We start from the raw sequence: 23,359 nt of genomic DNA, 5'->3' as shown, positions 1-23,359 counted from the left end.
TTTCCTATCAAAATATTATTTAATTTTGTCTAAACTTTTGGGTGCAGTCTATTTTAAGTGGTGTTTTTTTATTTCAAAAATTTGAATTTTCTGACTTTGCTCATTTTATTTGTTAAGTAATTGTTTGAAATTTGGAAAGAATTATAATCATTTTTTGATATAAAATAGTCATTTATACCTTAAGACACTGATATAACACTGTTAATTTAGAGTCATTTGGCTTGATAGATTTTATAAATCAAATTTTAATATTCAATTCACAAAACCTTTGTAATTTCGCTTCTGTTAATTTTAAACAATTTAAAACTTAAATATTATGTCATTAGTAGGTAAATTATTCCCAAGTGTTGCGATCGATGCAATGAGCGAAATGGGCGATGATCTTAAGATCAATGTATTTGAAGAAGCAGTGAATAATCAGCAAAAAGTGATTTTGTTCTGGTATCCAAAAGATTTTACTTTTGTTTGCCCTACAGAATTACACGCTTTTCAGGAAGCTTTACCAGAATTCCAAAAAAGAAACACTGTAATAATTGGTGCATCTTGTGACACAAACGAAGTTCATTTCGCTTGGTTAAACACACCAAAAGACAACGGAGGAATCGAAGGTGTAACTTATCCAATCCTTGCTGATACGCACAGACAATTGGCAAACATCCTTGGGATTGTTGACCAAGATTTGGATTATGATGAGGAAGGAAACGAAGTTTTCACAGGTTCTAACGTAACTTACAGAGCAACTTATTTGATCGACGAAACTGGAAAAATCTTCCACGAATCAGTAAACGATATGCCATTGGGTAGAAACGTGAAAGAATATCTTAGATTGATTGATGCTTATGCACACGTTCAAAAACACGGAGAGGTTTGTCCAGCAAACTGGGAAGAAGGTAAAGAAGCTATGAGTGCCAACAGAAACTCTACTGCTGAATATCTTGCTAAAAACTAATTGATTTTTTAAAATCAATTATCATTTATTATTAACCATTAATAATTGTAAAATGTACATAGAACTAACAGAAGATAACTTACAACAGATTGTAAGTGAGAATGACAAGGTAGTAGTTCAATACGGCGCAACTTGGTGTGGAAACTGCAGAATTATGAAACCAAAATTCAAAAAATTGGCTTCTGAAAATGACGGAATTCCTTTCTACTATGTTGATGCAGAAAAATTACCGGAAAGCAGAAAGTTAGCAACTGTTGACAATTTGCCAACCTTTGCAGTATTTCAAGGTGGAACTTTGAAAAATCAGGTTCAGACCAATCAAGCAGAAAGTCTTAACAATCTTTTCAACGAGATTAAATAATTGAAATAGTATGAAATTACCAATTATAAGACAGTTTTATCAAAACCAAACGCCAGAAAATCTGGAAGCAACTTTGGAAGTTTTGGAAAGTTTTTCAGAATTCCGAAATGTTTCTGAGGAAGACTTGAACGTTACTGGAGAATTGATTACAAACATTTGCGGTGCTTTGGAAGTTCACGCCAACGTTAATAACGGAATGAGCGAAAAAGATGCTTTGAACTCCTTTGCTCAAAAAGTAATGGGTTCAATAGACAAATAAATAGTTTATTTTTTGTAGAAAAAGGCTTTGGAAAGAGATTTCTAAAGCCTTTTTTAATTTTATTAATTTCTTAATGTTTTAAAATTATTCTTTTCTTATTTTTACTTTTCAACAAATCAAAAAACTATGAAAGATTTTATATCAGCTTTACCAAAGGCAGAATTACATTTACATATCGAAGGAAGTTTTGAACCGGAACTGATGTTCGAAATTGCCCAACGAAACCAAATCGAAATCCCATATAAAACCATTGATGATGTTAAGAAAGCTTATCAATTCTCTTGCCTTCAGGATTTTTTGGACATCTATTATGCTGGAGCAGGCGTGTTGATTCACGAGAAAGATTTCTATGATTTGGCAATGGCTTATTATCAGAAATGTTATGAAAACAATGTGATTCATACCGAAATAATGTTCGACCCACAAACGCATACACAAAGAGGAATCGCTTTCGAAACTGTTATCAATGGATTACAAAAAGCAAGATTGGATGCGAAGGAAAAATGGGGAATCAATTCCTTATTTATAATGAGTTATCTAAGACATTTATCAGAAGAGTCCGCTTTTGAAACTTTGAAACAATCACTTCCATATAAAGATTTGATTACTTCTGTCGGTCTGGATTCTTCCGAAATGGGAAATCCTCCCTCCAAATTCAAAAATGTATTTGAAGCGTCTGTAAAAGAAGGTTATACTCCTGTTGCTCACGCCGGAGAAGAAGGCCCATCTGAGTATATTTGGGAAGCTATTGACATTCTCAAAGTTGCAAGAATTGACCACGGAAACAGATGTCTAGAAGATGAAAATCTGGTTCAGGAAATTGTGAAAAGAGATTTAGCTTTAACAATTTGTCCACTTTCCAATCTTGAATTGAGAAATACAGATGTAATGACCAATCATTCACTAAAAAAGCTTTTAGACAAAGGCATCAAAGCTACAGTTAATTCCGATGATCCGGCTTATTTTGGAGGTTATATGAATGCTAACTTTGAAGCAGTTCAAGAAGCATTGAATCTTTCAAAAGAAGATATTATTACCTTGGTTAAAAACTCTTTCAACTACTCTTTTGCAACCGATGAACAGAAGAAATCTTATCTTGAAAAAGTGGATGAGGTTGTTGCTGATTTTAGATAAAACTTAAATATAAGCTTTTTAGAAATGAAACAAATTTTCTTTCTGTTTTTCTTAACATTATCACTAATAGCTTTTTCTCAAAAGAAAATTAACGATACTATCAACTGTAGTTTTAGAGAAAATAAAAGCTCAGTTTGCCCAATTTGCAAAAGTGATAAAAAGGTTTTACCTATATTTTATGGTTTAACGACCGGAAAATTTATGAAGAAAAATAAAAAGAAATATTATTTCGGAGGTTGTGAACTTACCGGCTGTGATCCTCAATATTATTGTAAAACTGATCGTTATAAATTTTAACATTATTCAATTCTTAGGAATTATGTTCTCATTTTTAAATAAGCTACTCCTTAAAAAGACATTAAATATTTTTAATATATGAGACCTTAATTATGATGTGTGTTTTTTTATTTCTGATTAATTTCTTCTGCTTCATCCATCAACTTAAGATAAGTGCTATATCTCGTTTCATCTATTTCTCCAGTTTCTAGTCCTGCAACAACAGCACATTTAGGTTCGTTGATATGCATACAATTATGATATTTGCAATCTCTTCCTTTTTGGAAAATCTCTGGGAAATAATGCTGAATCTCTTCTTTCTCAACATCTATCATCGCAAATTCCCGAACACCAGGCGTATCGATAACAGAACCTCCAAAATCCCAAAAATGCATCTGAGCAAAAGTTGTTGTATGTTTTCCTTTAAGAACAGATTCCGAAATTTCTCCAGTTTTGATGTGTAAATCAGGCTGTAATGCATTAACTAAAGTAGATTTCCCACAACCAGAATGTCCAAAGAAAACGGAAGTTTTGTCTTTTATCTTTCCAACAAGCAAATCGAGATTCAGCTTTGAATAAGAAGATATTTCCAAAGTATTGTAACCAATGTTTTGATACATAGCTTCAATATTTTCTACAATTTCTTTTTCTTCAACACTCAAAGTATCCATTTTGTTGAATAAAATTAATGGAGAAATATTGTAAGCTTCGCAACAAGCTAGAAATCTATCCAAGAATCCTAAGGAAGTCTCAGGGAATTTCAAAGTATAAATAAAGCAAGCAATATCTACATTAGAAGCAATAATATGCGCTTCTTTGGAAAGGTTGACCGATTTTCTGATGAGATAATTCTTTCTTGGGAAAATCTTGGTAATCCAAGCTACATCATCCTGTTCCAAAGAAAACTCCACCTCGTCACCTACAGCTAAAGGATTTGTAAGTCGGGTTTTTATCAATTTGAATTTGCCTCGAATTCTGGCTTCAAAGATTTGTTTTGTCTCAGATTCCAAAACCTGATACCAGCTTCCGGTAGATTTGATGATGATTCCTTTCAAACAGTAGAATTTTGTATTGGGCAAATTTAGAAATTTAAAACTAGCATCTACAAAAAAAGAAGCTAATAATTAGCTTCTTTTCTTTTTATACAATCAATCAGATTATTTATCAATCATAATATGGTTTTGAACCTCGATACTTTCTTCGTGAATAGCTTTGAAAACTTTCTCGATAAACTCTTGAGACATTCCTGTTTCATTCGCCTTTTGAGTCGCGTATTCTGTAATCACTTTCCAACGTTCTGGTTGGAAAATAGCGATATTATTTTCTTTCTTAAGCTTACCAATTTTTTCAGAAACTTTCATTCTTTGAGACAAAAGCTCAATTAATTGAAAATCCATATCACTGATTAAAGTTCTGTGTTTTCCCATATCGTCTTCGTATCCAGAGATATCAGAATTACGAACCTGAAGATTATTAATCATTTCTGCTAAAACTTCTGGTGTGATTTGTTGAGAAGCATCACTCCAAGCATTATCCGGATCACAGTGACTTTCGATAATCGCACCTTGATATCCTACGTTAAAAGCTTCTTGAGCAACTCCAGCCAAGCCAGTTCTGTTTCCACAAATGTGTGAAGGATCAATAAACAAAGGAACATTTGGGAATTGATTTTTGAAGTCTAAAGCAATTTGCCAGTTCGGGATATTTCTGTATTTAGTTTTTTGATAAGTTGAAAAACCTCTGTGGATTGCACCGATGTTTTCCACACCTTGACCTAATAATCTTTCCAAAGCACCAATCCAAAGCGCTAAATCTGGATTCACTGGGTTTTTAACTAAAATTGGTTTATTAGTTCCTCTTAAAGCTTGCGCAATTTCTTGAACCGTAAATGGATTAACAGTAGAACGCGCTCCGATCCAAAGAATATCAACATCCGCTTCCAGCGCTGCAAAAACGTGATGCGCATTAGCAACTTCAGTCGCTGTTTTGAACCCGAATTCTTCCTTTACCTTTTTCAACCAGTTAAGACCAATTACGCCTACTCCTTCGAAACCATTGGGTTTTGTTCTTGGCTTCCAGATTCCAGCACGGAAAGCAGAGATTTCTGCACCGCTTTCTTTCAGTCTTTTGGCAGTTTCCAACATTTGAGATTCACTCTCTGCGCTACAAGGTCCTGCGATGATCATTGGATTTGCAAAGTCATTGATCCAATCGTTTTTTAATTCATTAAGGTTCATATTTTAAATTTTATATATTTTTAAATTAATGCAATAGTATATCTGTTATAAATCTTGATTTATAATTCTTTTCCAAAAAGTTACGTTTAAAAGTTTTAAATGAGTCACAGGAAATTGAATATTCCCGCAGTTTTTTGAGAAAGAAATCTAGTTAGCTAAACCAATAAAATCGGTAATAGTTTCTAAAATTTCTGTGATAAGTTCCAAAAAAGCTAAATAATCCGTCCCAGTAAAAGACAGATTGTGCAGTTGTAAAATATGGAAATTTGTTTAATTCCATTTTATTAATTCCTTTACTTCAAGGAATTTTAGCTTATTTTAATTAATAATATTTCTTCTTGTCTTGAAGAAATCTTGAACAAAGATATAAATTAATACGACATATCAACTATCAAAATAATTATTTGTTGACAGAAATCATAAATTTTTACGACAAGTCAAATCGCATCAAGTCATCCAAATCTTTGAGTAACGGATTGATTTCAACAAATCTTTCGAAGATTTTGCGCTTCGTCATCACTTCTTTTTTGATTGTCAAATCAGTTGCATAATCGATTTCAAATTTAAAATTATTGACTTTGTGTCTGAAATGATTAAAAAACTCTGGACTTACTCTATCAAATTCTGACTTAGCAAATTCTGAAGAATACTTTACAGTCACCTGGTTTTCATCAGATTTTTCTATCTTAAAACTATTGATAGCATTATAGACAAACGTATTGGTCTTTGCCAAATTTTTCACAAAAATCTCCCACTCTCTATCTAAATCTGTTTGTGAGAAATGATTGGAAGGAAGATTCTCATCTTTAATCTCAGAGAATTCATCTTTCTTGATTTCTTCTTTTTTCTCTAAAGCAGCTTTTATACTGAATTTGGAACCGGAGTTAGTTTTCGCAATTGGCGCAGACGCTTTCTGAATTTCTTTCTTTGGTTCCTCCCAAACAGATTTAACAGGTTCAGGCTTTGATTCAGCTTGAACTTTTGTTTCAGGAGAAACAGTTTTATTTTCGGAAATTAAATTAGCTTCAAGAAGTGGCGCTAATATTAAGAACTTTTTTTTTTAGCTTCTAAACCTGCTGTTAGACTTGATAATTGCATTAGCGCAATTTCTACTGTCAATCTCGGGTTTTTGGAATTTTTATAATTGATGTCTGCAAAATTGCAAATCTCAATTCCGTCAATCAGTTGCTGAGCAGACCATTTTTGAGATTGTTCTGCAAACTTAGCTTTGGTTTTCTCTCCAACTTCAATTAGATTCAAAGTTTTCGGATTCTGAGCCATCATCAGGTCGCGGAAATGATTTCCTAATCCGGCAATGAAAATATGTGGGTCGAAGCCTTTTTTCACAATCTCATCAAAAGCTGTCAAAACTCCTGGAATGTCATTTTCTTTTGCTAAATCTACAATTCTAAGATATTGATCGTAATCGAGAATATTCAGAACTTCTGCAGCTTTCTCAAGCGTAATATTCTTTTGGGAAAACGTACTTAGTCTGTCAAAAATAGACAAAGCATCTCTCAAAGCACCATCTGCTTTCTGAGCAATCAGATAAAGTGCATCATCTTCGTAAGTGATACTTTCCTTTTCAGCAATTTTTCTAAGATGCTCTTGAATATCTTCAATCGTAATTCTTTTAAAATCATAAATCTGACATCTCGAAAGAATCGTTGGAATAATCTTATGCTTCTCTGTTGTTGCAAGAATGAAAATAGCGTGCGCAGGCGGTTCTTCCAAAGTTTTCAGGAATGCGTTGAAAGCAGCCTGAGACAACATATGAACCTCGTCGATAATATAAACTTTGTATTTACCAACTTGAGGCGCAAATCTTACTTGATCAATCAATTCTCTGATATCATCAACAGAGTTGTTGGAAGCCGCATCTAATTCATAAATGTTAAATGCAAATCCATCATCATCTGCTGCTCCAGATTTTTCATTGATTTTTCTTGCTAAGATTCTGGCGCAAGTTGTTTTACCAACACCTCTTGGTCCACAGAATAACAGAGCCTGAGCTAATTGACTTTCATCAATAGCGTGTTCCAAAGTATCGGTAACGTGAGATTGTCCAACGACAGTGTCAAACTCTTGCGGACGGTACTTGCGTGCAGATACGATGAAATTTTCCATTGTCCAAAAGTAAGGATTAATTGTGAATTTTGGAAATGGTTTTACCAGATTATTTGTAATTGGGATTAGTATTTTCAGCCTCTGTATTTATTAAAGACAAGTTCTTGCGACAGATTAAATTTGAAGAATTAAATTAGTACAAAAATTAATTATTGATAATTAATCAATGACATTTCAACAGAACTTATCTTTTATATTTAAATTAAGAAATTACTAATTATCATCATTGTTCAGAAATCGTTCGAAACTATCATCATCATTATCATCATCGTATTCGTTCAGCAAATCAGCAATATCATGAGGATTTTGAACATAATCTATAGAAATTCCCGGTGGATTGAAGAGACCCCATCGGTCAGTAACGAACTGCTTTTGATCGAAACCAGCTACCCATTGTAAAAAAAGAGTTCTAAATTCCTCTATCTGACGATAAACAATTGAAAAATATTTACTGTCTTTAAAACCGCGTTTGTTCATTAGATTTCCCAAACCCTCAATATCCAAACAACCACTTCTAATTAATGCAGCACAATACATTTTAGTGTCATATCGCTTGCTCTCCTCTGCTCTAATTAGGTTTTGCGTTATTCTAGAACTAGCTCTAACTATGAGACCATTAAGAAAAACTAAGAATACTTTATTTTCCGGAATCAGTTTAGAGATTGATTGAAGCGTTTCGTCTATTTCCTCTGCCTTTTGATATAAGGGCGATTCGAAAAAAATTTCCATTGGATCCATTTAATGTTTTTTTAGAAAGTAAAGATAACAAAAAAAAGAGAGCAAAAATTTGCTCTCTTTAAAATATCTTGATTGTAAATTTTTACAATTCTAATGCTTTTCTTTCGTCGCCATCCATTAGGAATTCTACCGGATTGTCAATCGCTTCTTTCACAGCCACCAAGAAACCAACAGATTCTTTTCCGTCGATGATTCTGTGGTCATAAGACAATGCAACATACATCATTGGTCTGATAACAACTTGCCCGTCAATTGCCATTGGTCTTTGAAGGATATTATGCATTCCCAAGATTGCAGATTGAGGAGGATTGATAATTGGAGTTGACATCATAGAACCAAAAGTTCCACCGTTGGTAATAGTGAAAGTTCCCCCAGTCATTTCGTCAACACTGATTTTACCATCTCTTACTTTTATTGCCAAATCTTTGATATTAGCTTCAACACCTCTCAATGTCATATTTTCAGCATTTCTAAGAACAGGTACCATCAAACCTTTTGGTCCGGAAACTGCGATAGAAATATCTGTAAAGTCATAATTCACTTTGAAATCTCCATCGATAGATGCATTAACGTCTGGATAAAGTTTCAATGCTCTAGTTACAGCTTTTGTAAAGAAAGACATAAATCCAAGTCCAATCCCGTGTTTTGCAGCAAATTCTTCTTTGTATTGTTTTCTAATTCTGAAGATTTCTGACATATCAACCTCGTTGAAAGTCGTCAACATTGCAGTTTCGTTTTTAACAGAAACCAATCTTGCAGCTATTTTTCTTCTAAGAACTGAAAGTTTTGTAGTTGATTGAGATCTACTTCCACCAGCTGGAGCACTTCCCATTGCAGGAACAGAAGCCGTTACAGCATCATCTTTTGTGATTCTGCCATCTCTACCAGACCCCGTTACTTGGCTTGGCGCAATTCCTTTTTCGTCAAGGATTTTCTTAGCAGCAGGAGAAGGTGTTTGAGCAGCGTAAGTTTCAACTTTTGGAGCTTCTGCTTTTACTGGAGCTGGCTCTTCTTTTTTAACTTCTGCTTTTGGTTCTTCTTTAGGAGCTTCAGCAGCACCTCCTGCAGGTTTTGCAGCATCCATATCGATAAGACAAACCACCTGACCAACTTGCACCACTTCTCCTTCTTCTGCTTTCAAAGTGATAACACCACTCTGTTCAGCAGGAAGTTCCAAAGTCGCCTTGTCAGAATCTACTTCTGCAATTGGCTGGTCTTTTTCTACATAATCACCGTCTTGGACTAACCACGTTGCAATTTCAACTTCTGTGATTGATTCTCCCGGTGAAGGAACTTTCATTTCTAATATTGACATACTAATAATTGTTTTTAATTTCAGAACAGCCGAAACTGTTATTCTTTATAGTTTATTAATTTATTAAGCCGTTACTGGTTTTTTTGCAGGTTCATCATTGCATTGAAAAACCGAATTGATAATTTTGGTTTGGTTTTTCTCAAACATCTTATGACTTCCCGGAGCTGGTGTTCCACTAGCAACCGGAGAAATCAACTGGATATTTGTATCACGGAAGTTTCTTAAGATGAAACTCCAAGCACCCATATTTTCAGGTTCTTCCTGAGCCCAGATTAATTCTTTTTTGTTAGAATACTTATCAAAGATTGAATTGATTTTCTCAAAATCCAATGGATAAACCTGCTCCAGCCTTACCAAGGCTACTTTATCATCATTGATTTCTTCTTTTTTAGCCAATAAATCGTAATATAATTTACCTGTACAAAGTACTACTCTTTCTACTTTTGAAGCATCGGCAGTTGGGTCATCCAAAACAGTCTGGAAACTTCCGTTTGCTAAATCTTCCAATGGAGAAACTACTTTTGGATGTCTCAATAGAGATTTAGGTGTCATAATAACCAATGGTTTTCTGAATCCGAATTTCATCTGTCTTCTCAACAAATGGAAATAGTTTGCAGGAGAAGTAATGTTTGCAACAATGATATTTTCGTTTGCCGCTAGTGTCAAGAATCTTTCTAGTCTTGCAGAAGAGTGTTCCGCACCTTGACCTTCAGACCCGTGAGGTAACATCATTACCAATCCGTTTTGGATTTTCCATTTTTCTTCAGCAGCTACCAAATATTGATCAACAATAATCTGAGCTCCATTAGTAAAATCTCCAAACTGAGCTTCCCAAATAGTCAATGTTTTAGGCGCTGCCATCGCATAACCGTAGTCATAACCTAGAACACCATATTCTGACAAATGAGAATTATAAACATCAAATCTTTGCTCGTTGATGTGACGAAGCGGGATATATTCTTCTTCTGTATCTTCTGTTTTCACAACCGCATGACGGTGAGAGAACGTCCCTCTTTCCACATCTTCTCCAGAGATTCTCACATTGTAACCTTCTGTTAAAAGTGTAGCATAAGCTAACAACTCTCCTACTGCCCAATCCAAAGAATTATTCTCCACCATTTTGATTCTGTTCTCAAAAAGACGGGTAATTTTATTAATGAATTTCTTGTCTCCTGGAAGTGTAGAAATCTTAACAGCTAATTCTTTAAGTTTTTCTAAATCGTATTTTGTATCAACATCAGATTTAGAAATACAGCCTTTACCTCCAAGTGGGAAATCTGTCCAGTCATCTTTCATAAAGATGTCCATTGTATTTTTCTCGATTTCTTTGGAAGCATCAAAGTTTTCATCAAGCAAAGCTTTGAACTCCTGCTCCATTTTTTTCAAAACTTCGTCAGAAACAACATTTTCTTTAATCAAAAGCTCTTTATAGATCTCTCTTGGATTCTGATGTTTTGAAATCGTTTTATAAAGATTTGGTTGAGTAAACCTTGGTTCATCACCTTCGTTATGTCCATATTTTCTATATCCTAAAAGATCGATATAAACATCTTTACCAAACTTAGCACGGAAATCTGCAGCAAATCTAATTGCGTGAACAACAGCTTCTACGTCATCAGCATTGATATGCATCACTGGTGAATCTGTCACTTTTGCAATATCTGTACAGTAAACTGATGATCTTGCATCCATATAATTGGTTGTGAAAGAAACTTGATTATTCACAACAATGTGAACTGTTCCTCCTGTTCTGTAACCTTCAAGATTCATCATCTGAGCAATCTCGTAAACAATACCTTGTCCAGCAATTGCCCCATCACCGTGAATGATAATTGGTAAAACTTTGGAATAATCGTCTTTGTAAACGTTATCTACTTTCGCTCTACAAATCCCTTCTACAAGAGCACCAACCGTTTCAAGGTGAGATGGGTTTGGAGTAAGGTTGATTCTTACTTCTTCTCCATTTGCAGTCGTGATTTTTTTAGAAGAACCCAAGTGATACTTAACATCACCAGAGAAAACATCTTCTTCAAATTCTTTCCCTTCAAATTCTGAGAAAATCTGTTTGTAAGACTTTTGGAAAATATTAGTCAAAACATTTAGACGTCCTCTGTGAGCCATACCAAGCACAACTTCATCAACACCTAATTGTGAAGAACGCGTAATCAATTGATCAAGTGCAGGAATCAAAGATTCGCCACCTTCCAAAGAGAAACGTTTTTGTCCAACGAATTTTGTATGAAGATAATTTTCAAATGCAACCGCTTGGTTCAGTTTGAAAAGGATTTCAGTTTTTTCCTGAGCAGAAAGACTTGGATGGTTTTCGTTAACATTAACCCATTCCATAATCCATTTTTTCTCTTCTACATTCTGGATGTGCATATATTCTACACCGATAGAATCACAATAGATGTTCTGAAGGTGAGTAATAATTTCCTGCAAAGTTGCAGGACCTGGCATCCCAGTCTGAGTTGCAGAATTAAATTTTTTATTCAAATCATCCTTGGACAATCCGAAATTTTCTATATCAAGTGTTGGAAAGTAATGTCTTCTTTCTCTTACTGGATTGGTTTTTGTGAAAAGGTGACCTCTTGAGCGATAAGCTTCAATTAGATTAACAACCTTAAATTCTTTTGAAATATCTTCAGAAACTGAATTATTCGTAACAGCTTGTTGCGCATATTGAACAGGAGCGGAAGATTGTGGTTTTGAAACTTCAATCTCTCCATCTTCTCCATAATATTCTAATGCGAAATCAAAACCTTGAAAAAAAGATTTCCAAGAAGCTTCCAAAGAGTCTGGGTATTTTTGGTACTGCGCATACATGTCGTCTATCAACTGAGCATGTACGGCATTTAGAAATGAAAATTTATCCATTATTACAGATTATCTGTTATTTTTTTAATATTAAATAATTGTCAACAAAATTACTAAATTTTTGCTGATCAACATTAAATGTACTGATTTATTCCGTTAAATATACGTGATATTTATCAGATTTTTTTAACGAAAAACTGGAAGTGACAATTTTAGTTTTACATCCTGAATATCAGCAGGTTCTTCCAAAAACTCTTCGATTAACTGACCATTTCTGAGCGTATCCTTCTTTGCCATTTTTAGTAGTTCCTGGATGTTCTTCACTCTATCATTGTAATTTCCTTGAAAATAAATCACATAAGTTTTGGAGGCATTAAGAGTTTGAAAGTTGAAATTATTATCACTTACAGAAACTCTTTTTGACAATGGAATACCATAGAAATAGGAAATCTCTTTATCTTTTAGATTAGCAGGGTTAATTAACAAGACAGGATTACCAAACTCATCATCTTTTTTTGCCAAATCGGATTTCACAAAGTTAAGAACCTTACTATGATTCATCATCACGTTTTTGAAGAGAATTTCCTTTGTATTTCTCGTACTAACATTGACTCCCAAAAGCAGCCCTCCTTCTCGGTTTTCTACCATTACGCTATCGTATTTTACAGAAGCCAAAAGTTGATCTTTATCCACTTTGTTACCCAAAAGTTGGAAAAGATTTTTCATACTTTTATCAATATTCTCTACAAAAAAATCTTCTGCAACTAAGTTGAGTGACCTTTGCAAATAATCCCTTTTAGGCGTATGAATATTCCAAATCAATTTTGTTTTATCACCAGACGGAATGAACTTTACATCTATCAAATAGGGATTATCGCTATCTCCTTCAAAAAGTTGGTAACGTATTGAACGATTCTCATTAGAGTATCTAATAAAAAGATCGCCATGATCATTATTTTTTGGATCAGAAAATTTCATCGCACTTCCCAAACCTTGATAAGGTGTAAAGAAACTGTAACTAGCATCTTCTTTTTCATTAAAAAAATCATTCCAAGAAGTGAAGTTCTGAAGATTGTTAAACTGAGGAAAAACCTTATCTACGGGATAAGCAATCTCCGAATGATGAACAAAACTCTTGCTTTCATCCACAAAATTCATAGAAAGTGAGTAAATCCCGAATAGAGCGAGAATTATAATGATGATAAATTTTAGAAAACGCATTTTTGTATAATACTAATTTTTAGAATGGATAACCTATTGCAAAGTTAAAAGTTGGTTGTAAAAGCTTGATTTTGTCAACAACCCATCTCTCACCCTCTGGTCTATTTGGATCGTGCATTTTGTAAGCCATATCCAATCTGAGATTTACATAAGCTATGTTCATTCTAATCCCGAATCCACTGCCAACTCCCATTTGGCTAATGAATTTTTTGAATTTGAACTGATCTCCAAAACCATTATCCTTGAGTCCCCATATGTTTCCAGCATCTGTAAAAAGAGCAGCTTCAAATGTATCTGTTAAGGGAAGCCTGTACTCTATACTAGTTGTCAATTTAACATTATCCATTGCATAAGAACGTATCCTTCTGTCTAATTGAGAATCTGCAGGTCCTAACCCACCAAAAGCCATCCAGGCTCTAATATCATAAGCTCCACCGTTGAAATAAGATCTTATAAAAGGCATTGACGAAGAATTACCGTACGGAATCCCAATCCCTACAAATTGACGAAACGCCAAAGTATGAGGCTTGGCTCTATCATTGAAAAAAGAGAAATATTTCTTAAAATCAAAATCAAATTTGATAAATTGAGAAAAAGGAATCTTGAATATCGTTTTGGAATTCCCAGACAAGACACCATCCTCTTGTTCTCTTTTAGACAGCATATTAAGAACATTACCGGCCACCTCTACTTTCCCACTAAAAAACATTGGGTTGGCATAATCTTTTTTCCCAATCTCATTGTAGATGAAACTATAAATAGTAGAAGAGATGATGACATCCTGCGTCTGACGATCTTTATTAATAAGAGATTGTCTAAAAGCATTCATTGTATCTTGATCTGCTTCTGGAATAGATGCTAAGAAAGCCTGATCATTAACAATCATTTTTGATATCTGATCATAAGAATAGTTATCTGTATTCACGTCAGGATAAAGTGATTGATACCAAGCAAAAACAGCTCGCCTTACAACATCTTCTGCCGGAAAATAATCGTAATAATTATCCTTATTCTGAGTTAAACTTAATTGGGTATTGAATAATGTTAACCTATGCTGAATCCTTCCATCATCAACATTAGCTGCGTAATTAAGACCTGTATTGAAGTTAATTCTTCCCAATCCAATATTATTCTGTACAGATGCTCCTAGATTAAGACTTGTTGTGGGAGAATATCTTTTAGGAACTACTTTATAATATTTTCTAAAAGGAACCAACAATCTAGGAAATTGGAGCGAAGTCTGAGCAGATAACTCATAAGCATTGAAAAGAGCGTCCGGATTTTTAGGATCTTTTGTTGTACCAATAACTCCGGAGAAACTAGTTATCAAATTCTCTGCTCCGCCAAAAACATTTCTAGTTGTAAGATCTACTGATGGAGAAAAACCAAAATTAAGAATCTGAGAATAATGAATATCCGTTGCAATATTAAACTCATATTTTGGCAAAGGTCTAAGAACATATTCTACATCGATAATACTGTCTCTTTCTGCAGCAGTTCCTTCTTTACGAAGTTCATCAGAAGCTTTTAGAATTGTAAAATTGTTCATTGCAATCAGATTTCGTCTCGTAAGATCAAGATCAGATTGTTTATAGATTTCTCCTTTTTTAATAATAACTGGTAACCAAAGAGAGTTTTTGCTATAAGCACTATCTCTTCTATTGATGTAGATCCCTCTTAAACTATCTTTGAGAGGTAGTTTATCTACATTATTAGAATTCCGAACTACAGAAACCTTAATATTTCCAATAGTAGCTTTTCTATAAGGTGTATCTAAAGAATCTTTATGAATATTCATCACCAGAGGAACATTCTTTCTACTTTTCAAAGAATCTGCAACAAAATAAATATCCTGATTATCATTATTAAATTTATAATAACCATTATCTTTCATCAAATCATTAATCCTGATGATTTCTTTCTCCAAAACACTTTCATCCAGAATTTGTCCCTTTCTTACAAGACTTTTATCTAGCCTGGATTCATATAACCCTCTGATATTTGGATCTGGAATATTATAAAAATAATCTTTGATATAGGTTGGATCTTTATGAGTGATAACATATTCTACTTCCGCTTTTTTTGCTGCAGAATCTTTTTCCAGATTAGTTTTCACCTCTGCATCCCAATAACCTCGGTTAATTAATCTATTATTGATACTTTTTGCACTTTGCTTTGTTTTAGCATCACTTAAGATTACTGGAGCATTTCCAACTGTGTGAAAGAATCTGTTCCAGAAAAGATTTTTCCCAACATATTCTGGATGATTATACTTCACAAAAAGAGAATCCCTAAGTTTCTGATTTCTCATTTCGCTTGGGTAGGTCATATACTCTTTAAGAATTGTATCATACTTAGGATTAGCTGCATTATAAAACATCAATCCTAGCGGAACAACCATCAGTGTTTTTTTATTCGGTTTCTGAGCTACTAGATCTGGAAGCTCATCACCTAAAATCTTACCATCTGTGTATTCGAATTTGTTTTTTGTAAGAAGATATTCTCCGTCAGGAACTTTTTTGGTCACATTACATGCGTACAAAATCACACTTAAAATTGCGGAGTAATAAAATATATGATATTTTTGAAAATATTTGTTACTATGCTTACGGCTCATATTATAAAGACTATACAATCTCTGGACAAAAAGAAATACAGGCAAAAATACAATTTGTTTTTAGTTGAGGGTAATAAAATCATAAAAGAACTACCCAATTCTGGCTACGAAATTGAAAACCTATATTCCATAGATCCGGAAAATATCACTTTCAAAACGCATGAAATTGAGAAAATCTTGCCTAATGATCTCAAAAAAATAAGTTTTCTTCAACATCCAAAAGATTCGGTGGCGGTTTGTAAAATTCCAGAGAACAAATATTTGGAAAATGTTTCTATTCAATTGATTTTGGATGGGATTCAGGATCCTGGAAACCTGGGTACGATTATCAGACTTGCCGATTGGTTTGGGATAGAACAGATTATTTGTAGTAATGATACAGTGGATGTTTATAACCCAAAAGTAATCCAAGCTACAATGGGTTCTTTTCTAAGAGTCAATGTTTTTTATACCGATTTGGAAGAATACCTCAAAGAATACAACCATCCTATTTTTGGGACAGATATGAATGGAGAAAACATCTACGAAACCAAATTTCCGGAACAATTCTCATTAGTTTTTGGCAACGAAGGAAATGGACTAAGACCTTCCACAGAAGATCTTATTTCCACAATGATTACAATCCCAAGATTCGGAAAATCACAGTCCACAGAAAGTTTGAATGTTTCTATGTCTGCTGGAATCATCTTAGGAGAAATCTTTTCAAAAAAATAGATTTTAGATTAATTTTTCTATACTGGATGTCGTCTTATTTTTTTGATAATCGTCCAGTTTTTTTCTGATAAACCTAAGTGCATAAGGCGCAACATAAACCAATGCAAGACCTAAAGCTTTTCTTTTCCAATTTTTATTCATCACACTTTTTTTTGCAAAATTACTTACTAGTGCCACAGTTCCCATTTTGATTGTTGTTTCCAACAACCCTGATTTCACGCCATCGTTAGCCAAATTTAAAACATTTTTTCTGGAAGCCGTCTCCTTCATCCCAGAGGAGATTTCTCGCATAATATTTTGAGTATCCAAAGAAAGAGATTTCTCACCATCCTCATCTTCTGTTTCTTTCAAGAATTTATCGGTAAGTCCATTGGTCATTACACTCAGACTTTCTTTTTTACTTTTAAATGTTAAGATATCTTCCAGCTCTTCAATTTCTTGTTTTAGAAGACGCTTTTCGCTTCTTAATTCATCAAGATTAGTATATTTGGTAGCCATAATTTATTTTTTTAAAAATTCGATAACTTGATTTGCAATTACTGTTACAATCTTTTTCTTGAGTAAGAATACAGCAATCATCAATACAAAATAAAAACCAGCTACAATAAGAAATCCATATGCCACACTCCCAATAGCTTGCCCAATTAAAAACGCAATTCCAAAATTAAAAAGAATAATAAAAAATGAGAATGCTATTAATACAATCGAAAGAAAAGCAATAATCCCGGCAGATAGTGAAGATTTCTCTGTGAATTGGAGCTTAAGAAGGTCCAGACGTTTGGTCGTATAATCTTTTATTATATCAATCATAAGAATCTTATTAAATTTAAAATTACACTTTTATTTACAAAAAAAGGAATTTAGAGACTAAATTCCTTTCCGAGAAAACTAATCATAAGGCTTATTTCAAACCGTCCAATTCAGTTTCTACGTCTTTTACAACATCAGATGTCTTAGAAACAATCTGATCTTTATATTTGTCATAGCTATCTTTTACGGTAGATGCTACGTTTTGAGCAGTTTCTTTGAAAGTAGATGACAAAGAGTTGTATTTATCTTTCACGCTGTGAGAAACTTCAGAATATTTGTCTTTTACAATTTCAGAAGTTTTACCATATTCGTCAACGGCTTTATCTTTTAGATCGTTAGCTTTGTTTCTGATTTTTTTTCTTGTTTCTTTACCTTCTTCTGGTGCATAAAGTAATCCTAAAATTACACCTGTCGCAGCTCCCGCCAACAATGCAGCTAATACCGCTGCTGAGTTTGATTTTTTTGACATTGTTATTATTTTTGTGTTAATTATATATTGATGTTTCTAAATTTACAACTAAAATGCCAAAGAAAGAAACCTATTCTTAAAATTTTGTTAAAACTTTTTAATAAAGGATAAAATGAGCTCGATGGTTTCTTCTTTATTAATGTTCGTATTATCAATAAGAATAGCATCATTTGCTTGTTTCAGAGGAGAAACCTCTCTTTCGCTATCAATTTTATCTCTGGTAATTAGGTTTTGCTTCACAGTTTCAACATCCGTTTTTTCTCCTGCTGCTTCTAATTCTAGAAAACGTCTTCTTGCACGCTCATCCTGACTTGCTGTCATGAAAAATTTGTAATCGGCATTCGGCAAGACAACAGTTCCGATATCTCTGCCATCCATTATGACTCCGCCCTTTTCTGTAATTTCGCGTTGAGTTTTCAATAAAAAATTTCTGATATCTGCCTCCTTTGCTACCTGACTTACATTATCAGAAACCTGTGGAAATCGAATCTCTTTATTAATGTTTTTACCATTAAGAAATAATTGCAATTCACCATCAATGTTTTGAAACTCAAGATTAATATTTGGAAGGTTAGAAATCAGTTTATGGATATCCAGTTTTTTGTTTTCGTCTGTACAATTCTGTAAAGCAAAGTAAGTGATTCCTCTATAAAGAGCACCTGTATCCATATGGATAAGACCTAATCTTTTAGCAATAATCTTAGAAATCGAACTTTTCCCTGTGGATGAAAAGCCATCGATAGCAATTACCGGTTTTTTTGTCATACTGCAAATGTAATAAGTATGTCAAAAAAATAAAAATTAAATATTTAAGAAAATTAAAGTATTGGAACTATCTCCTATTCCCTCCAAGTTCTATCAAATCCATTGTAAGCCCCAACATGTTGACATTAGAGGAATTGTGATAACGCATATGGGAATAATCAAAACGGAAAGAAGAAATCTTAATACTAAAACCTGCTGATAGCCCAGTAAAACTTCTTTGATCCAAAACTGCCAGTTCGCCGCCTCTTTTTACGTTGTATCCAAATCTAAGATTAAAAGCTTGCCCTGGAAACAATTCTGCTCCAAAAGATAAGTGATCCAACACTTTCCTACCAAATTTGGTTTCCTGTCCATTAATATCTGTTGTGGAGGAAATATCCATCTGTTGCAGATCGTGTGCAGTGACAGTTAATGCCACCGGAAATTGATCCAAAATTTTTGTATAACCAAGATCTACTCGGAAAGGCAACCTTTCCCTTACTCCATTGTATGGTCTTATCTGATAACCAAAATTTCTAAAAACTAAAGAAAGTGTTTCATTACTTTTATCAAAATAATAAGTTACACCCGCATTTCCAGTAATAGCAGATGATGAATAGGTATCTATTTTTGAAGTAATATAATTCGCATTAATACCAATCGTCCAATTATCCTCGAACTGATAAGCATAACCAATTCCAACAGATGCATCTATTGCAGAAAAATCTCCATTAACAACAGCATTCTCGTCTGCTCTAGGTATAGATCCATAATCCATATATCTTGCATTGAAAGACATAAGGTGCCCATAATCCAAATCCCTCACATAGCTGATACTACCAATTTTTGTATCTGCAAGATAAGATGCATAATTTACAGATAACATATTATCCATCTCAAGATTCATAAGAGCTGGATTAGCTGCCGTAAAATTGACATCGTAATCACGAACAGAAATCGCATCTCCCAAAACAGCTTGTCTTGGAGAAATGGGAATATTAAGAAATTGATAAACCGTGGTTCCTGTTTGAGAAAAAACCACACTCGAAATAACGATAAAAAAAAGATTGTAAAACTTCTTCAACACTCTATTTTAGCTTTGCAAAAATAATCTATTTTGACGCTTATCAAAATTTTCATACGACTATCTTTTTCATTAACGTAATTCTTTTCCTTTCATTATATTTGCACTGTCAAATTTTAAAATAATTTTGAAATCTTGATTCAGATGTTTCAATTGACAAAATAAAAAGTAATTACAAAATATAGATGAAATACAAAAGAATCCTCCTGAAACTAAGTGGTGAAGCACTAATGGGAGAACGCCAATACGGGATTGACAACGACAGACTGAAAGAATATGCTGTCGAAATCAAAAAAGTAGTCGACAAAGGCTGTGAAGTTGCAATCGTAATTGGTGGTGGAAATATTTTCAGAGGATTAGCTGGCGCAGCTAAAGGAATGGACAGAGTTCAGGGTGATTATATGGGAATGCTAGCCACGGTTATCAATGGGATGGCTCTACAAGGAGCTTTGGAAGATGCCGGTATAATGACTAGATTACAATCTGCTATCGAAATGAACAAAGTAGCTGAACCATTCATCAAAAGAAAAGCTGTACGTCACCTTGAAAAAGGAAGAGTCGTAATCTTTGGAGCTGGAACAGGGAATCCTTACTTCACAACAGATACCGCTGCAACTCTTAGAGCAATCGAAATAGATGCTGATGTCATTTTAAAAGGAACAAGAGTTGACGGAATCTATGACAGCGACCCAGAAAAAAATGTAGATGCAGTGAAATTCAACAGTTTGTCTTTTGACGAAGTGTTTGAAAAAAACCTAAAAGTAATGGATATGACTGCCTTTACACTAAGCCACGAAAACAAATTACCAATCATCGTTTTTGATATGAATAAATCCGGAAACTTAGAAAAACTAATCGAAGGAGAAAATATCGGAACACTGGTTAACGTTTAAATGAAGATTGATTTTTGATATTTGTATAAAAATCATTTATCATTAATAATTCATCATTCATAAAATATGTGTCAATTATCAAATTTTAAATATACAATGGAAGAATTAGAACTCATTGTAGCATCGGTAAAGCAAGAGATGGATGCTGCAATCAAGCATTTGGAACACGCTTTTCAAAAAATCAGAGCCGGACGTGCTTCTACATCTATGGTTCAGGACGTAATGGTAGAATATTATGGCGCTCCAACTCCACTTAGTCAAGTTGCCAACGTATCTGTAGTAGATGCAATGACGCTTTCTATACAGCCTTGGGACAGAACAGCTTTGGGAGCAATCAGCAAAGGAATTGTAAACTCTAACCTTGGTTTTGCACCTTCTAATAATGGTGATGTTATTATCATCAATGTACCGCCTTTAACAGAGGAAAGAAGACGTGAATTGGCAAGACAAGCTAAAGGCGAAACAGACCAAACAAAGGTGACTATCAGAAACGCAAGACAAGAAGGCAACAAAGAACTGAAAAGATTGGATGGTGTTGCAGAAGACCTTATTAAAGGTGTAGAAAAAGACATCCAAGATTTGACAGACGCTTATGTAAAGAAAGCTGATGAACACTTGAAAGTAAAAGAAGCTGAAATCTTAAAAGTATAATCTTATATTTTTAAATGAAATAAAAAAACCTCGTTTCTATTTTTTGAACGAGGTTTTTTATTGACTTTCTAATTATCCAAATTAAGCGATCCTCCAGAATAAACCCGAAAAAACTCTGCACGGAAAACCTCACCTAAAGGAATCTCCGATTCATCAACAAAAATATTATGATTGTCAAACGAATCGATGAAATTAATATTAACCACATAAGACTTACTGACACGTAGAAACTTTCCAGCGGGCAATTTCAGATGTGTTGTTTTTAGATTCATTGCTGTGATTAGCTTTTGCGTTTTCGTATGGATGACAACATAATCTTTGAGACCTTCTATGAATTTGATTTCCTCGAACTTCAATTTATAAAATCTTCTTTCGGATTTAATGAAAAGAAAATCATTGGTGTTGGATTCAATCGTATTTTTGATTGTAGATTGAGAAAGTAATTGATTATATAATTCTGCTTTTTGGATGGCTTTTTCAAGTCGCTGTTTTTCAATTGGTTTCAAAAGATAATCTATCGCGTCCAACTCATAACTTTTCAAAGCATATTGGGAATAAGCTGTTGTGAAGATAATCAAACTTTGTTTGGGAAGTTGTTCTGCGAATTCCAGACCTGTCACCAAAGGCATTTCTATATCAAGAAATATAAGGTCAACATCATTGGTTTTAAGAAATTCCAAAGCTGTCAAAGCATTTGAAAAATCCTCTAATATTTCAATATTCGATACTTCTTTTATTAGTGACCGCATTTCTGCTCTTGCCAATGGTTCGTCATCTATGATTATACAGTTCATATCGGAATGATTAGGTTAACAATGTATTCTTGATCTGTTAAAGTGGTTTTCAAATCAAATTGGTCTTGATACAAAAGTTCCAGTCGTCGTTTGATATTCGCTAATCCAAGACCTCCGCATTTTTCATTGGATAGGGAATAATTTGGATTTCGGGAATTAATACAGCTAAAATGCAAATGTTGATTTTTGATTTCTATATTAATATTCACATAAGACATTCCGCCATTTATCTCAACGCTGTGTTTGACTGCATTTTCTACAAAAGTTGTGAATAGATTCGGTGGAATAAAAGTCATGTTCAGAAGCTTTTTATATGTTTCGGTTTTGATATCAACATTGAAGTTTTCTCTCCTTATTTTCTCCAGATTAATGAAGTTGGACAAGAATTCGATTTCTGATGTTAACAAGGTTTTTTCCTCGTTATTTTCATACAATTGATAACGCAGAAACTCAGACAATTTGATGATAACAATAGTTGCTTTTTCTGGATCTGTCCTTATCAGAGCTTTTACATTATTCATCATATTGAATAGAAAATGCGGATTGATTTGGTTTCGCAATTCTTTCAATTCCATATTCAGAGTTAGATTACTAAGCTCTGTGATTTTCTGATTGTCTTTTATCCATTTCTGTAATAGTTTTACAGTTGTGCTCATAAAAATAAGCGGAATACACATTATGATGCCTTCGTAAAGTCCTCCTTTTCTATCTTCATATCTTAAAGATTCTACTCTATAATCAGAAAAAAAATGTTCAAAACAATAACCGATAAGATTAAGATTAACAATTCCCATCAAGATTAACAAAGCAAAATAGCCGATGTAATGTGACTTGAAAAAGAAAAAAGGAACAAGAATGTAAATATTCACATACATCATCACAACAAGTGATACATAAACCACAGATATAATAGCGTATCTGTAAGGTTCTTTGTACCAATGCCAAAACCTGGTAAAATAAAGCAATACAAAAAAGAAAAGCAGAAATACAATATGCCGTAAAATCTTATATTGATCTTTGATCAGCAGATCAATGAAAAAATGATCTCTTAATTCTTTGGATTTATATTTCAGCATACGATTTTGAAAATTCAAAAATAACTAATAACGGTCACAAACCTGATAATATTATACGAACCCCGAAGTTTTT

24 protein-coding genes are annotated in these 23,359 nt (G+C 33.6%); 8 read left to right on the top strand and 16 right to left on the bottom strand.

Annotation, left to right across the window (positions count from 1 at the left end):
• Positions 1-316 precede the first annotated feature (316 nt).
• The 5 genes from RTY06_RS09050 (at position 317) to RTY06_RS09030 (ending at position 3,000) form a co-directional block, all read left to right on the top strand.
• Positions 317-949, top strand: coding sequence for a peroxiredoxin (locus RTY06_RS09050; RefSeq protein WP_116036891.1), 633 nt, complete (start codon positions 317-319; stop codon positions 947-949).
• A 52-nt stretch (positions 950-1,001) separates the two neighbouring features.
• On the top strand, positions 1,002-1,310 hold the full coding sequence (locus tag RTY06_RS09045) for a thioredoxin family protein (protein WP_312824374.1): 309 nt from the start codon (positions 1,002-1,004) through the stop codon (positions 1,308-1,310).
• Positions 1,311-1,320: 10 nt separating this feature from the next.
• Positions 1,321-1,569 (top strand): DUF6952 family protein, encoded by a 249-nt coding sequence (locus tag RTY06_RS09040; protein ID WP_027381819.1) that lies wholly within the window; start codon positions 1,321-1,323, stop codon positions 1,567-1,569.
• A gap of 126 nt (positions 1,570-1,695) precedes the next feature.
• Positions 1,696-2,703 carry an adenosine deaminase gene (locus RTY06_RS09035; RefSeq protein ID WP_312824372.1) on the top strand — a complete coding sequence of 336 codons (1,008 nt, stop codon included), beginning with the start codon at positions 1,696-1,698 and terminating at the stop codon, positions 2,701-2,703.
• A 24-nt stretch (positions 2,704-2,727) separates the two neighbouring features.
• On the top strand, positions 2,728-3,000 hold the full coding sequence (locus RTY06_RS09030) for a hypothetical protein (protein WP_312824371.1): 273 nt from the start codon (positions 2,728-2,730) through the stop codon (positions 2,998-3,000).
• A gap of 107 nt (positions 3,001-3,107) precedes the next feature.
• On the opposite strand, the gene rsgA is transcribed toward RTY06_RS09030, so the two are convergent.
• The 9 genes from rsgA to RTY06_RS08985 all read right to left on the bottom strand — a co-directional run bounded on the left by rsgA (position 3,108) and on the right by RTY06_RS08985 (position 16,051).
• Positions 3,108-4,034, bottom strand: coding sequence for a ribosome small subunit-dependent GTPase A (rsgA, locus tag RTY06_RS09025; protein ID WP_312824378.1), 927 nt, complete (start codon positions 4,032-4,034; stop codon positions 3,108-3,110).
• A 102-nt stretch (positions 4,035-4,136) separates the two neighbouring features.
• Complete coding sequence (locus RTY06_RS09020; protein ID WP_312824370.1) at positions 4,137-5,216, bottom strand: chorismate mutase; 1,080 nt, start codon at positions 5,214-5,216, stop codon at positions 4,137-4,139.
• 427 nt (positions 5,217-5,643) lie between these two features.
• The gene (locus tag RTY06_RS09015; protein ID WP_312824369.1) at positions 5,644-5,949 is read right to left on the bottom strand and encodes a hypothetical protein; all 306 of its coding nucleotides are present in this window, start codon (positions 5,947-5,949) and stop codon (positions 5,644-5,646) included.
• Positions 5,950-6,260: 311 nt separating this feature from the next.
• Positions 6,261-7,343: a DNA polymerase III subunit gamma/tau gene (dnaX, locus tag RTY06_RS09010; RefSeq protein ID WP_312824368.1), complete on the bottom strand. Its 1,083-nt coding sequence runs from the start codon at positions 7,341-7,343 to the stop codon at positions 6,261-6,263.
• A 213-nt stretch (positions 7,344-7,556) separates the two neighbouring features.
• Positions 7,557-8,081: a hypothetical protein gene (locus RTY06_RS09005; protein WP_312824367.1), complete on the bottom strand. Its 525-nt coding sequence runs from the start codon at positions 8,079-8,081 to the stop codon at positions 7,557-7,559.
• An 82-nt stretch (positions 8,082-8,163) separates the two neighbouring features.
• Positions 8,164-9,396 carry a 2-oxoglutarate dehydrogenase complex dihydrolipoyllysine-residue succinyltransferase gene (gene odhB, locus RTY06_RS09000; protein ID WP_312824366.1) on the bottom strand — a complete coding sequence of 411 codons (1,233 nt, stop codon included), beginning with the start codon at positions 9,394-9,396 and terminating at the stop codon, positions 8,164-8,166.
• 63 nt (positions 9,397-9,459) lie between these two features.
• Complete coding sequence (locus RTY06_RS08995; RefSeq protein WP_312824364.1) at positions 9,460-12,273, bottom strand: 2-oxoglutarate dehydrogenase E1 component; 2,814 nt, start codon at positions 12,271-12,273, stop codon at positions 9,460-9,462.
• 126 nt (positions 12,274-12,399) lie between these two features.
• Entirely contained in the window at positions 12,400-13,434 is a 1,035-nt protein-coding gene (locus RTY06_RS08990; protein WP_312824363.1) for a polyketide cyclase, read from the bottom strand.
• Between the two features lie 19 nt (positions 13,435-13,453).
• Entirely contained in the window at positions 13,454-16,051 is a 2,598-nt protein-coding gene (locus RTY06_RS08985) for a BamA/TamA family outer membrane protein (RefSeq protein ID WP_312824361.1), read from the bottom strand.
• Between RTY06_RS08985 and RTY06_RS08980 the strand changes: the two genes are divergently transcribed.
• Complete coding sequence (locus RTY06_RS08980; protein ID WP_312824359.1) at positions 16,037-16,765, top strand: RNA methyltransferase; 729 nt, start codon at positions 16,037-16,039, stop codon at positions 16,763-16,765. The two genes, RTY06_RS08985 and RTY06_RS08980, sit on opposite strands and share 15 nt — an antisense overlap.
• 3 nt (positions 16,766-16,768) lie before the next feature.
• Here RTY06_RS08980 and RTY06_RS08975 read toward each other — a convergent pair whose 3' ends face one another.
• From RTY06_RS08975 to porQ, 5 genes are all read right to left on the bottom strand, one after another.
• Positions 16,769-17,263 carry a phosphoribosyl-ATP pyrophosphatase gene (locus RTY06_RS08975; RefSeq protein WP_312824357.1) on the bottom strand — a complete coding sequence of 165 codons (495 nt, stop codon included), beginning with the start codon at positions 17,261-17,263 and terminating at the stop codon, positions 16,769-16,771.
• 3 nt (positions 17,264-17,266) lie between these two features.
• Positions 17,267-17,575: a hypothetical protein gene (locus RTY06_RS08970; protein ID WP_116036664.1), complete on the bottom strand. Its 309-nt coding sequence runs from the start codon at positions 17,573-17,575 to the stop codon at positions 17,267-17,269.
• A gap of 91 nt (positions 17,576-17,666) precedes the next feature.
• A complete protein-coding gene (locus tag RTY06_RS08965) occupies positions 17,667-18,044 on the bottom strand; it encodes a YtxH domain-containing protein (protein ID WP_312824355.1) in 378 nt (125 codons plus the stop codon).
• Between the two features lie 87 nt (positions 18,045-18,131).
• Positions 18,132-18,809 (bottom strand): (d)CMP kinase, encoded by a 678-nt coding sequence (gene cmk, locus RTY06_RS08960; RefSeq protein ID WP_312824353.1) that lies wholly within the window; start codon positions 18,807-18,809, stop codon positions 18,132-18,134.
• Between the two features lie 67 nt (positions 18,810-18,876).
• Positions 18,877-19,875, bottom strand: a complete 999-nt coding sequence (porQ, locus tag RTY06_RS08955; RefSeq protein WP_409450838.1) for a type IX secretion system protein PorQ — start codon at positions 19,873-19,875, stop codon at positions 18,877-18,879.
• Positions 19,876-20,057: 182 nt separating this feature from the next.
• On the opposite strand from porQ, the gene pyrH reads away from it, so the two are divergent.
• Together pyrH and frr are read left to right on the top strand one after the other, a co-directional pair.
• Positions 20,058-20,765, top strand: a complete 708-nt coding sequence (pyrH, locus tag RTY06_RS08950; RefSeq protein ID WP_116036668.1) for a UMP kinase — start codon at positions 20,058-20,060, stop codon at positions 20,763-20,765.
• 96 nt (positions 20,766-20,861) lie between these two features.
• Positions 20,862-21,416 carry a ribosome recycling factor gene (frr, locus tag RTY06_RS08945; RefSeq protein WP_116036670.1) on the top strand — a complete coding sequence of 185 codons (555 nt, stop codon included), beginning with the start codon at positions 20,862-20,864 and terminating at the stop codon, positions 21,414-21,416.
• A 68-nt stretch (positions 21,417-21,484) separates the two neighbouring features.
• Here frr and RTY06_RS08940 read toward each other — a convergent pair whose 3' ends face one another.
• On the bottom strand, positions 21,485-22,210 hold the full coding sequence (locus RTY06_RS08940; protein ID WP_312824347.1) for a LytTR family DNA-binding domain-containing protein: 726 nt from the start codon (positions 22,208-22,210) through the stop codon (positions 21,485-21,487).
• A complete protein-coding gene (locus RTY06_RS08935; protein ID WP_312824345.1) occupies positions 22,207-23,286 on the bottom strand; it encodes a histidine kinase in 1,080 nt (359 codons plus the stop codon). The genes RTY06_RS08940 and RTY06_RS08935 overlap by 4 nt, the downstream gene beginning before the upstream one ends.
• Between the last annotated feature and the right edge of the window lie 73 nt (positions 23,287-23,359).

It is taken from the genome of Epilithonimonas sp. (assembly GCF_032055105.1).
Classification (GTDB): Bacteria; Bacteroidota; Bacteroidia; order Flavobacteriales; family Weeksellaceae; genus Epilithonimonas.
Note: the sequence above shows the minus strand (reverse complement) of the source record. Positions and strands in the feature narration are given on the sequence as shown.